This is a genomic window from Luteibacter sp. E-22 (genome assembly GCF_049913125.1).
GTDB lineage: Bacteria > Pseudomonadota > Gammaproteobacteria > Xanthomonadales > Rhodanobacteraceae > Luteibacter.
The window spans coordinates 2,450,552-2,463,975 of the sequence record NZ_CP183975.1; the positions used below are offsets into that span (position 1 = coordinate 2,450,552).

General features: G+C 68.7%; 2 protein-coding genes. Both read left to right on the forward strand.

Annotation, left to right across the window (positions count from 1 at the left end; translation table 11 throughout):
• Positions 1-327 precede the first annotated feature (327 nt).
• On the forward strand, positions 328-7,035 hold the full coding sequence (locus ACN9M2_RS10965) for an amino acid adenylation domain-containing protein (protein WP_426284777.1): 6,708 nt from the start codon (positions 328-330) through the stop codon (positions 7,033-7,035).
• A complete protein-coding gene (locus ACN9M2_RS10970) occupies positions 7,032-13,415 on the forward strand; it encodes an amino acid adenylation domain-containing protein (RefSeq protein WP_426284778.1) in 6,384 nt (2,127 codons plus the stop codon). Before ACN9M2_RS10965 ends, ACN9M2_RS10970 begins: the two co-directional genes overlap by 4 nt.
• Positions 13,416-13,424: the final 9 nt, after the last annotated feature.

Consider the following 13,424-nt stretch of genomic DNA (forward strand, 5'->3'; position numbering starts at 1 on the left):
TCATTTTGAGGGCGCCTTTTTTGTAGTGGGAGCCCACCAGAAAAAATCCCACCCTCGGCCATTTGCCCAAGGCGGCTAGCACGCCAGTTGTATATGCCCTCGCCGACCCGGGAGATATAAAGATTCCACAGACGCGGAAGGGCCATCCGGCCCGCTACGCGTGACGGGGGATCGCATGAAAGCCGAAGGCACGGCGAGATCGTCGAAGGACGGCAGGGGCAAGCGGGCAAGCGGACGTGAAGCGCAACGCGCCTCGTCCGGCCGCGCCGTGGCCGCCTCGACCGTTCGGCCTATGCCTTCGCGTTCTCCCAATGGTGACGAGGCCGCATGATGAACCAGACACTTTCCACCGCCGGGCACGACGCCGGCACCGTCCACGGTCGTTTCGCCATGGTGGCGAAAGCGTGCCCGGAACGGACCGCCGTGGCATCGGACGCGTGCGGCCTGACCTACGCCGAGCTGGATGCATGCAGCGACCGCGTGGCGGCAGGGTTGGTGGCGGCGGGCGTGGAACCCGGCAGTTACGTGGCCTTGTTGATGGAACGTTCGGTCGAGGCGATCGTCGCCCTGTTCGGCGTGCTGAAGGCCGGCGCGGCCTATCTGCCCATCGACACGCGCTGGCCTGCCGAGCGCGTGGCTTTCGCGCTTCGCGACGCGGACGTCGCGGCCATCGTCGCGGACGAAACGCTGGACTTCGTTTCCGAGGACGTTCCGCTGTTCACGGTCGCCGCCCTGGAAGCCCAGACCGGCGGTTGGGCCGGCAAGCGCTCGCCGCTGAAGCGGCTCCCACATGCGGGTTCGGGCGACGATCTCGCCTATGCCATGTATACCTCCGGGTCCACGGGAACGCCCAAGGGTGTCGAGATCCGGCACGCGTCGATCCTGCGCCTCGTCCTGCGCTCCGACTACGTCGACTTCGATGCACCGAAGGTGTTGCATGCGGCACCGCTGGGTTTTGATGCATCCACCTTCGAGATTTTCGCCCCGCTGCTCAATGGCGGCACGTGCGTGGTCTACAACGAGCGCGTGCCCACGGGTTGCGGCATCGCGCGCACCGTCGCCGTGCACGGTGCGGAAATCGCCTGGCTCACCGCCGCGCTGTTCAACGCCATCGTCGACGACGACGCCGCCAACCTCGCGGGCCTGAGCGTGGTGCTGACGGGTGGCGAGGCGCTGTCCGTGCCCCACGTGCGCAAGGCCTACGCCGCGTTGCCCGCCACCACGCTGATCAACGGCTACGGCCCGACCGAATGCACCACCTTCGCGACCACCTACCCGATACCGCGTGAACTGCCCGACGACCTCCGGGCCATCCCCATCGGCAAGCCCATCGGCGAAACCTCGTTGCATGTGCTCGACGATGCGGGCAACGAGGTCGCCGCCGGCGAAACCGGCGAACTCTTCATCGGTGGCAGCGGCGTGGCCCGTGGCTATCTCAACCGGCCAGAACTCACGGCGGAGCGTTTCGTCGCCGGTGGCACGCTATACCGTACCGGCGATCTGGTGCATTGGCTGCCCGACGGCAACCTCGCCTTCGTCGGTCGTGCCGATGGGCAGGTGAAGATCCGCGGCTATCGCATCGAGACCGGTGAGATCGACATCGCGCTGCGCGCGCTTCCCGGCGTCACCGCCGCCACCGTCGTCGCACGCGAGGACGTTCCCGGTGAGAAGCGCCTGGTCGCCTATTACGTCGGCCACGACGACAGCGTGAGCGCGCGCGACCTGCGTGACGCGCTGGCCCGCACGCTTCCCGAATATATGCTGCCTGTCGCCTGGATGCGCCTCGACGCGCTGCCGGTCAACGACAACGGCAAGCTCGACCGCCGCGCCCTCCCCGCCCCCGGTGGCGATCGCCCCGAACTGGCGGCGCCCTTCGTCGCGCCGCGTGGCGATATCGAAACCCGGCTCTGCGCCATCTTCGCCCAGACCCTCGGCCTGGACGCGGTCGGCCGCGACGACAACTTTTTCGACCTCGGCGGCAGCTCCCTTCTCGCGACGCGTGCCATGACTCGCGTGCATGAAGAACTGTCGCCGACCCCAACCCTGGTCGGCTTCTTCGCCGAACCGACCCCGGCCGCCGTGGCGGTCACGATCGAGGGGCGCGCCACCCGTCAAGCGTTGGCAGGACGCCTCGCGGGTGGTGCGCCGGCGGTGGGGGAAGCGGTGGCGATCATCGCCATGGCGGGACGTTTTCCCGGTGCGCCGGACGTCGAGACATTCTGGGACAACCTCTGTGCCGGCCGCGAAACGATCCGTTTCTTCGCACCGGGCGAACTCGACCCCGCCGTGAGCGCGGCCGATCGCGACGATCCTGCCTATGTCGCCGCGCGCGGCGTGGTCGACGACGTGGAGCAGTTCGACGCGGGCTTCTTCGGCATGTCCCCGCGCGAAGCCGAACTGACCGATCCCCAGCAACGCCTGTTCCTGGAGCTGTGCTGGGAATGCCTGGAGCGCGGCGGCTATGTGCCCGATGCGCAGCAGGTGCCCGTGGGCGTATTCGGCGGCATGCACAACGCGACGTACTACCAGCGGCATATCAGTGGCCGGCCCGACCTGATCGACAAGCTCGGCGCCTTCCAGGTGATGCTCGGCAACGAAAAGGATTACCTCGCCACGCGCGTGGCGCACAAGCTCAACCTGACCGGTCCGGCGATCAGCCTGAACACCGCCTGCTCCACCTCGCTGGTCGCCATCGCGCAGGCCTTCGACGCCTTGCGCGCGGGACGTTGCGGCATGGCGCTCGCGGGCGGTTCGTCGATCGCGTGCCCGCCGAACAGTGGCTACGTCGCGCAGGAAGGATCGATGCTCTCGCCCGATGGACATACGCGCACGTTCGATGCCGATGCGCAGGGCACGGTGTTCAGCGACGGTGCCGCCGTCGTGCTGCTCAAGCGCCTTTCCGACGCCTTGCGCGACGGTGACCCCGTCTACGCCGTGATCCGCGGCGCGGCCGTGAACAACGACGGTGGGGTGAAGGCGAGCTTCACCGCACCGAATGCCTCCGGACAGGCCGCCGTGATCACGATGGCCCTCGACGATGCCGGCGTCTCGCCGCGTGACATTTCCTATGTCGAGGCGCACGGCACGGCCACGCCGCTGGGCGATCCTATCGAGCTCGAAGGACTGACGCAGGCGTTCCGCCAGGGCACCACGGACAAGGGCTTCTGCGCACTGGGGTCCCTGAAGAGCAACGTCGGCCACCTGGTGATGGCGGCCGGTGCGGCGAGCGTCATCAAGACCTCGCTCGCCCTGCACGAGCGCCGCTTGCCACCCTCCCTTCATTACAAGGCGGCCAACCCGCGTCTCAACCTGGCCGACTCTCCCTTCGTGGTGAACGACACGCTGCGTCCATGGCAGACCGCCGGCGGCCCGTTGCGCGCAGGCGTGAGTTCGTTCGGCGTCGGTGGCACGAATGCCCACCTGATCCTTGAGGAAGCGCCGGAGCGTGCGCCGTCCGACGCGGCCAGCGGCGCGCAATTGCTGCTGCTGTCGGCACGCACGCCGACGGCGCTGGGCCAGGCCGCCGCCCGTCTCGCCGACCATCTCTCGGCGCATCCCGACGGCAATCTCGCCGATGCGGCATGGACCCTCGCCTGTGGCCGCAAGGCCTTCGTCCAGCGCACCCATGTCGTCGCCCTCTCCACCAACGACGCGGTGGCGAAGCTGCGCGACGTCGCAGCCGCGGCGATGTGCCGTGCCTGCGCGAGTCCATCGCCAGGCATGGTCTTCCTCTTCCCGGGCCAGGGCTCGCAATACGCCGGCATGGGTCGCGAGCTGCATGCCACGGAGCCGGTGTTCCGCGCCGCGCTCGACGAAGTGGCCGGCGCGCTGCGCGAGGAACTCGGATTCGACCTGCGTGACCGGATGTTCGCCGGCGACGCCGACGCGCTCAAGGCCACCGCATTGACCCAGCCTGCGACCTTCGCACTGGAATACGCGCTGGCCCGCCTTTGGATGAGTCTGGGCATGGAACCCGTCGCGATGATCGGCCACAGCGTTGGCGAGTTCGCCGCCGCCGCGCTGGCCGGTGTCATGCCGCTGGCCGATGCGGCCCGGCTCGTCGCCCGCCGGGGCCGCATGATGCAGGCGTTGCCCGCGGGCTCCATGCTTTCCGTTCGTCTGGGAGCCGCCGAGCTTCGTGCCCGGCTTCCGGACGCGCTTTCGCTCGCCGCCGAAAACGCGCCGAACGCGAGCGTCGTCTCCGGCGAAACCGATGCCATCGAAGCCTTCCGCGCCACGCTGGAAGCCGAAGGCGTCGCGTGCCGCCTGCTGCACACCTCGCATGCCTTCCACTCGGCGATGATGGACCCCGTGCTCGACGCGTTTCGCGCCGAGGTCGCCGCCGTGTCGCTGGCCACGCCACGCATGCGCATCGTCTCGACGCTGACCGGCCTGCCCCTGACCGATGCCGAAGCCACCTCGCCCGATTACTGGGCGCGGCACATGCGCCACACGGTGCGCTTCTCGCCTGCGTTGTCGCATGTACTGGAAGACGGCACGCATGCCTTCCTGGAAGTCGGCCCGCGTCCCAGCCTCGCGCTGCTCGCCCGGCAGCATGCGCAAAGCCGCGGCCGCACCATCGTCGCCTCGCTCGGCGACGGCCCCGCCGACGAGCGGACCGCATGGCTGGGTGCCGCCGGCGCGTTGTGGTCGGCTGGTGCCGCCATCGACACCGGTGCCTTCGACCACCGCGAAAGCCGCCGCCGCGTGCGGCTGCCCACCTACCCCTTCGAACGCAAGCGGCACTGGATCGACGCACGTCTTCCCGCGTCCGTCACCCCCATCGCCGCGGCGGCGCCCGTCGCGCCGTCCGTCACCGACACTGCCGCTGTACCGGAGCTTCCCCCCATGCCGACGCCTTCCGCACCCGCCACCAACGCTCGTCCGCAACGTCTCGTCGGCGAACTCGCCGCCTTGTTCGAGGATGTCTCCGGCACCGAACTCGAAGGCGTGGACCCGGCGGCGACCTTCGTCGAACTGGGGCTCGATTCGCTGTCGTTGACCCAGGTGGCGCTGCAACTGCAGAAAACCTATGCCTTGAAGATCACCTTCCGCGAACTGATGGACGGCTGTTCCTCGTTCGAACGGCTCGCGGCGCATATCGATCGCCTGTTGCCGGCTGAAGCCCAGCCGGCGGCGCCCGTGGCCGCGGCTGTCGCCGTGCCGGCCGCGGCGGTGGCGCCGGTGGCAATCGCCTCCGGTGGCGGGTTGGTCCAGGACGTGATCGCGCAGCAGATGCAGATCATGCGGGAACAGCTGGCGTTGCTGGCGGGAGCCACCGCTTCCGCAGGAGCCGCAGCCCCTGTGGGAGCCGCTTCAGCGGCGATGGGTGCTCGCGACGAGCTGGCGGCCGCTTCAGCGGCCATCGCCGCTGAAGCGGCTCCCACACAGGGCACAGGTTCCACACAAGGCACGGCTTCGGCACAAGGCACGGCTTCGGCACAGGGCCAGGGCGCTGCCGCCAACGACGAGGAAGCGGCGCTTGCCCACACTACCTACGATGTAAAGAAGGCCTTCGGCGCGATCGCCCGGATTCATTCCACGAACACCAGCCTCTCCGCGAGGCAGCGCGCTCGCCTCGACGCGTTCATGCGCCGCTATATCGAGCGCAGCAAGGCATCCAAGGCCTATACGGAAGAACATCGCCCGCACCTCGCCGATCCGCGCGTGGTGAACGGCTTCCGCCCGTTGCTGAAGGAAATCGTCTACCAGATCGTTATCGAGCGTTCCAAGGGTTCCAAGGTCTGGGACCTCGACGGCAACATGTACGTCGACGCGCTGAACGGTTTCGGCATGAACCTGTTCGGCTGGCAGCCCGACTTCGTGCTCGATACGGTGCGCAAGCAGTTGGAGGCAGGCTACGAGATCGGTCCGCAGCATCCCCTGGCCGGCGTGGTCGCGAAGCAGGTGTGCGAACTGACCGGCTTCGACCGCGCGGCACTGTGCAACACCGGTTCGGAAGCGGTGATGGGTTGCGTGCGCGTGGCGCGGACCGTCACCGGCCGCGACACGCTGGTGATCTTCACCGGGTCCTATCACGGCATCTTCGACGAGGTGATCGTCCGCGGCACAAAGAAGCTCAAGTCCGTTCCCGCCGCGCCGGGCATCCTGCGCAACACGGCGGAAAACGTGCTCGTGCTGGATTACGGCACGCCCGAGTCGCTGGCGATCATCCGCGAGCGCGCCTCGTCCATCGCCGCCGTGCTGGTCGAGCCGGTGCAGAGCCGCCGTCCCGATTTCCAGCCGGTGGAATTCCTCCAGGAGCTGCGCGCGATCACCGAGGAAGCGGGTTCCTTGCTGATCTTCGACGAAGTGGTCACCGGCTTCCGCTCGCATCCACGCGGCGCGCAGGCGATGCTCGGCATCGATGCCGACATGGCCTCGTACGGCAAGGTGGTCGGCGGTGGCTTCCCCATCGGCGTCATCGCCGGCAAGCGCCGTTTCATGGATGCGCTCGACGGCGGCCACTGGCAGTTCGGCGACGATTCCACGCCCACCGTCGGCGTCACCTATTTCGCCGGCACGTTCGTTCGCCATCCGCTGGCCCTGGCCGCGGCGCACGCGGTACTCGCGCACCTGAAACAGCAGGGCCCGGATTTACAGGCCACGCTCAACGCGAAGGTCACGGCCATGGCCGATGAACTGAACGCTTTCTGTGCAAGCGTCGGCGCACCGGTCAACATCGTCCACTTCTCATCGGTGTGGAAGACCATCTTCACCGAGGACCACCCGCTGCAGGACCTGCTCTTCGCGATGATGCGCAGCCGCGGCATCCATATCCTCGACAACTTCCCCTGCTTCTTCACCACCGCGCACGACGAGACGGATTTCGCCGCGATCGCCAACGCCTTCCGTGAATCGATCCTTGAAATGCAGGAAGCGGAATTCCTGCCGCGCCGCCGCGAGACGGCCACCTTCGATGCGGAGCATCCGCCCATACCCGGCGCGCGGCTCGGCAAGGACCCTGAAGGACGTCCCGCGTGGTTCGTTCCCAACCCGGATGCGCCGGGCAAGTACCTGAGGGTGACCGCATGACGCACAATGAGCTGGCCGCCGCCACGGCGGTCGACTACGATCCGTTCGCAGGCGCGCCGCTCACGCGGCTCGTCCCGACGACGGCACCGCAGCGCGAGGTGTGGCTGGCATCCCGGCTGGAGCCGGAAGCCTCGCTGGCTTATAACGAAGCGGTTTCGCTCGACCTCAAGGGCTTGCTCGACGTGCCGGCTCTGGAATGGGCATTGCAGGCGATCGTCGATCGCCACGAAGCCTTGCGCGCGACGTTCAGCGGCGATGGTGAAGGCCTCTTCGTCGCCGGCCACACCACGCTGCCGATCGCTTTCCACGATCTTTCCTTGCTGGCTCCGTTCGAGAGCGATGCGCGAATCACCGCCGCGTTCTCGCGCATCGTCACCACGCCGTTCGACCTGGAGAACGGCCCCCTGGTCCGCGCGGAATTGTTCCGTCTCGGCGCCGACCGGCACCTGCTGACCATCGCCGCGCATCACATCGTCTGCGATGGCTGGTCGTTCGGCGTGATCGTCAGCGATCTCGCCGCCCTTTACGCGCAGCGGACAGGCCAGGGCCCCGGCCCGGCAACCGCGGGCGCGTTCTCGAACTTCGCGTTGGACGAGGCTGCGCACGCCGGCAGCGAGACGGCCCGGGAGGACGAACAGTACTGGCTCGACCGGTTCGCCGGCCCGGTCCCCGTGCTGGACCTCCCAACGGACCGCTCCCGCCCCCGCCGGCGGACGTTCACCTCACGGCGCGAAGACCGCATGCTGGACCCGACGGAAGTCGCCGCGATCAAGCGCCTGGGCGCCGCCCATGGCGCCAGTTTCTACGCGACCCTGCTCGCCGCGTTCGCTGTCCTGCTCCGCCGGCTGGCGGGGCAGGACGACGTGGTGATCGGCATTCCCACGGCAGGCCAGGCGGCCGAAGGCCAGCAGACGCTGGTCGGCCACTGCGTGAACGTGTTGCCCCTGCGTGCGCGCATCGACGACGAAGCGAGCTTCGCCACCGTGCTGGGCAGCGTGCGCAACGACCTGCTCGACGCCTTCGACCACCAGCGCTACACGCTCGGCAGCCTGCTCGCCCGGCTCTCGCTGGCCCGCGACCCCTCGCGCCTGCCCCTGGTGGCGGTGCTGTTCAACCTCGACGCGCAACTGGACGAGACCACGGTGCGTTTCCCTGGCCTTCGCTTCAACGTGGAAGCGGTGCCGCGTGAGTACGAGAACTTCGAGATCTTCGTCAACGCGGTGCAGGTCGACGGCGGATTGCGCCTCGAATGCCAATACAACGCCGACCTCTTCGAGGGTGCCACGGTACAGGGCTGGCTCGACGCGTACGCGACGCTGCTGCGCCACGCCGCGCTGGACCCGACGGAGGCCGCCGTCGCCCTTCCGGTGGTATCCGACGCCGTGTATCGCGAACTGGCCGCCTTGCAGCCTGCGCCCACTCCGTTCCCGGAACTCCGCCTGGCCCACGAATTCTTCGAGCAGCAGGTGGACCGCGCGCCCGAGCGCGCCGCCGTCCGTCACGCCGACCGCTCGCTCAGCTATGCCGCGCTGGAATCGCGTGCCAACCGCATCGGCAACGCGTTGCGCGCGCGCGGCGTCGGCCACGGCGCCCTGGTCGGCCTGTCGCTGGCCCGCGGCCTGGACATGGTCGCGGCCGTGCTCGGCGTACTGAAATCCGGCGCCGGCTACGTCCCGCTGGACCCGGCCTTCCCCGCCGACCGGCTCGCCTTCATGGCCGAGGATGCGTCGCTCGCCGCGCTGGTGGTGGACGACGATACGCCGCTGGCCTTCGATTTCGATCCCTCGCGCGTGATCGCGCTGAACAGTGCCGAAGTGGTCGACGCCTCCTTCGAACGGCCCGAGCGCGACCGTCGCGCCGCCACGCCCGACTCCGTCGCCTATGTGATCTTCACCTCCGGTTCCACCGGCCGGCCCAAGGGCGTGCGCGTGCCGCACCGGGCGGCGGCGAACTTCCTCACCAGCATGCAGCGGGTGCCGGGCATCGCCCCGGACGACCGGCTGGTCGCGGTCACCACGCTGTCGTTCGACATCGCCTTCATGGAATTGATGTTGCCGCTGACCAGTGGCGCGGAGATCGTCGTCGCCGGCCGCGACGACGTGCGCGACGGCGGACAGCTGCGCAAGCTGATCGAGGAAAGCGACGCCACCATGATGCAGGCCACGCCGGCCGGCTGGCGCCTGCTCGTGGACGCGGGCTGGCAGGGCCGGCCCGCCTTCCGCGCGGTCTCCGGCGGCGAACCGTTGCCCGTCGACCTGGCGGAAGCCCTGCTCGACCGTTGTGGCGAAGTGTGGAACGGTTATGGCCCCACCGAGACCACGGTGTACTCGACCTATTGGCGTGTATCCGATCCGCGCGGCGGCATCTACATCGGCCGTCCGATCGCCAATACCACCGTGCACATCCTCGATGAACGCGGCAACCACTGCCCGCTGGGCGTGCCTGGCGAAATCCACATCGGTGGCGCCGGCGTCACGCTCGGTTACCTCGACCGTCCCGAACTCACGGCCGAGAAGTTCATCGCCGACCCCTGGTCGGAAGCACCCGATTCGCGCATGTACAAGACCGGCGATCGTGGCCGCTGGCTCAGCAACGGCTTGCTCGAACACATGGGCCGTCTCGATTTTCAGGTGAAGGTACGCGGCTATCGCATCGAGCCGGGCGAGATCGAAAGCGTGCTTGCGGATGCTCCGGATGTCGCCCGCGCCGTGGTGATGGCGCGCGAGGATCGTCCCGGGGACGTGCGCCTGGTCGCCTATGTCGTCGGCCGCGATGGCGCCGCCGCACCCGACGAGGACGACCTGCGTGCGCGCCTGCGCGCGCGCCTGCCCGACTACATGGTTCCGCAGCATATCCTGGTGCTCGACGCCATTCCGCTGCTGCCCAACGGCAAGACCGACCGCAAGTCCCTGCCGCCTCCGATCGCCCATTCCGTGTCCATGTCCGGCGAGCGCATCGCGCCGCGCAACGAAGACGAGCGCCGTGTCGCCGCGGCGATGGAAAGCGTGCTCTGCCTGCCCGACCTCGACATCCGCGACGACTTCTTCGCCCTCGGTGGTCATTCGTTGCTGGCCGCGCAGCTCACCGCCCGCCTCAACCGCGAGTTCGGCGTCACCTTGTCGTTCCGCACGCTGTTCGACGCGCCCACGATCGAACGGCTCGCCTCCGCCATCGGCACGCAGGTGGCCAGCGGCAGCGCTCCCGCCACACCGCCCGTCGACCATCGCCCCGCCACGGAGCAGGACCACGCCCCGCTGTCGCTGATGCAACGCCGGTTGTGGGCGTTGGAACGGATGCATCCCGGCCGCGTCACCTACAACGCGCCGTCCGCGCATCGCCTGCGTGGCCAGCTCGACGAACATGCCTTCGACATGGCCTTCCAGGCCCTGATCCAGCGGCAGCCGATCATGCGCACCGCCTTCCACGATCACGGCAACGACATCGCCCAGGTCGTGGTGCCTCAGCTGGAGTATCCCCTCTTCCCCGCGGAAGACCTGAGCCACCTGCCGCCGGAAGAACGCGAGACCCGCTTGATGCAGCGCCTGCAGGAACTGACCGACACGCCGTTCGATCTGGGCACCGCGCCGCTGTTCAGTGCGCGGATGTTCCGCCTGGCCGATGACGAGCACGCGCTCTTCTTCATGCCGCACCACATCATCTGGGACGGCTGGTCGTTCGACATCCTCTATAACGAGTTGTCAGCGCTGTATCGCGCCTTCGCCGCCGGACAGCCTTCGCCCTTGGCGCCGCTGCCCGTGACCTATGGCGATTTCGCCGAATGGCATGCACAGTGGCTCGAATCGCCCGCGTTCCAGGCCCAGCTTGGATACTGGCGCGAGCGCCTCGCCCAGATGGGCGACATACGCGCGCTGCCCACCGACCATCCGCGGCGCCCGGGTATGTCGGGCCTCGGCCGGACCGAGTGGATCCGCGTGTCGCGCGAAGATACCGACGCCATGCACGAGGTGGCCCGCCAGGCGGATGCCACGCTCAACATGACCTTGCTCGCCCTGTACTTCGCGATGCTTTCCAGTTCGGCCGGCCAGCACGACCTCGTCGTCGGCACACCGGTGCGCGGGCGCAACCAGACCGAGCTCGAATCGGTCATGGGCTACTTCAACAACCTCTTGCCCCTGCACGTGAGCGTGGACCCGGCGCTGTCGTTCCTGGAGTTCGTCCGCCACGTGAAGCGCACCGCCATCGAGGCCTTCGGCCATCCCGACGTTCCGCTGGAATACCTGCAGCGCGAACTGAAGGTCGGCCACGGCGCGAGCGCCACGCTCTACCAGGCGCTGTTCTCGTTCCAGGATGCCCGCCAGCGCGTGGTGGACTGGGGCGGCCTCGCCCATGAACAGATCCTGCTGTTCCAGAGCGGCGCCACGGAAGATCTCGGGCTCTGGTTCCTCGAAGGGCATGCGGGCATGGTCGGCGGCGTGACCTACAACGCCGACCTGCTGCAGGCGGATACGGCGCGGCTGATGCGTGAGCGTTACCTCGGCATGATGCGCAAGGTCGCCATCGATCCCGCGATCGCGGTGGGCACGCTCACCGCGGCCACGGCGGCAGAACGCGAACGCATGCGTGGCTGGAATGCGGCCGGTGCCGATGCACGCCTGCCCGCGGATCTCTACGCCCTGGTTGCCCGGGGCGCCGCTATCTCGCCCGATGCCGTCGCCATCGCCCAAGGAAACCGCGAGACGACCTACGCGTCGCTGCTGCGCCGTATCGACCGCATGGCTGTGCTCTTGCGCGAGCGCGGCGCGAAGAACGGAAGTGTCGTCGGCCTCTGCGTCGACCCCGGCACCGAGCGTCTCGCCGCCCTTCTGGCCATCGCCAGGACAGGAAGCACCGCCCTGTTGCTCGACCGCGCCGACCCCGCGGCGCGGTTGCGCGACATCCTCGCCGATGCGCGGATGACCGTCCTGGTCGGCGACGCCGCGCTCGAAACGACATTGGACTGGCCGCGCGCATGCGCCCTCTGGCTAGACGCGGACCATGCGGAGCTCGATGCCGCCGTCGTCGGCGACGGCGATTTCAGCACGCGTCCCGATGCCGACGATGCCGCCATCGCCTTTCATACCCTGGGCCCCGACGGCAAGGCGCGAGGCACGGCGCTTTCACACCGGGCCGTCGCCGCGGCCGTGGAAGGGCTCGCCGACGCACTCGCCTTCGACGCCGGGCAGCGTGTCTCCGGGGATGCGTTACCCGTCGATCCGATGTCGGTCATCGCACCCCTGGTCGCGTTGGCCCATGGCGCCACCTGGCGGATCACGGATGCCCACGCCCTCGCGCACGGCGATCTTGGCGATCTCGATACCTTCATCGCCAGTCCCGAGACCTGGCACGCGCTCGTCGACACGAACTGGCCGGGCGATCGCCGCCTGCGTGCGGTCGTCTCCGGCGGTACGCCCACGCCGGACATGGCGGTTCGCATCGCCGCTTCCACGGCGGAACTGTGGACCCTGTTCGGCGATGCCGCATCGACTCCCGTCGCGACGTGTGGCCGTGTCGAACACATCGCCGACGCCTTGCATGAAGGCCGTCCAGCCACGCATGCGGAAATCTGGATACTCGACGACGACGGCGAGCCCTGCCCGATCGGCGCGACCGGTGAACTCGGCATCGCCGGGCGTACGCTCGCCATGCCTTTCGGCCAGCGTGCCAACGCGGAACGGCAACCGGGGGACGGCGGCCTGCTACGCACCGGCTACCGCGGACGCTGGTTGGCCGATGGCCAGTTGCAGGTGATCGGGCGCGACGACCGGCGCATCCGCCGCCGCGGCCTGGACGTGGAGCCGGCGGCGATCGAAGCCCTGCTCGTCGCCCAGCCAGGCATCGTGCGCGCCATGGCGGTGCCGCGGACAGACCATGCCGGCCTCGTCCGCCTCGATGCCTATGCGGTCGGCGCACCGGGCAATCCGCCGGACGTCGAAAACCTGCGTGCCGCTCTGGCCACGTCGCTACCGGCCTGGTCCATGCCCGCGCACCTCGTCGTGCTCGATGCCCTGCCCCTGCTGGCGACGGGCGAAGTGGACGTCGCGGCCCTGCCGCTTCCCGCGGAACCCCGTGCGGGCGCGTCGGTGGAAAGCACGGAACCACGCAGCGAAAGCGAGCGGCTGCTGGCATCGGTATGGACCGAACTGCTCGGCATGTCGCGCATACGCACCAGCGACAACTTCTTCGACGTGGGCGGTCATTCCCTGCTCGCGGTGGACATGGCCGTCCGCGTCCAGAAGCTCACGGGGGTGCAACTCAACCTGCTCGATATCGCCAATGGCACGCTCGGCACGCTGGCCGCGGAACTGGCGGTCGCCATCCCGGCCGCCACGGCGCCCGCCACGAAACGTGGCCTGCTAAGTCGCCTTCTTGGGCGCGGTTGACCTGGCGCC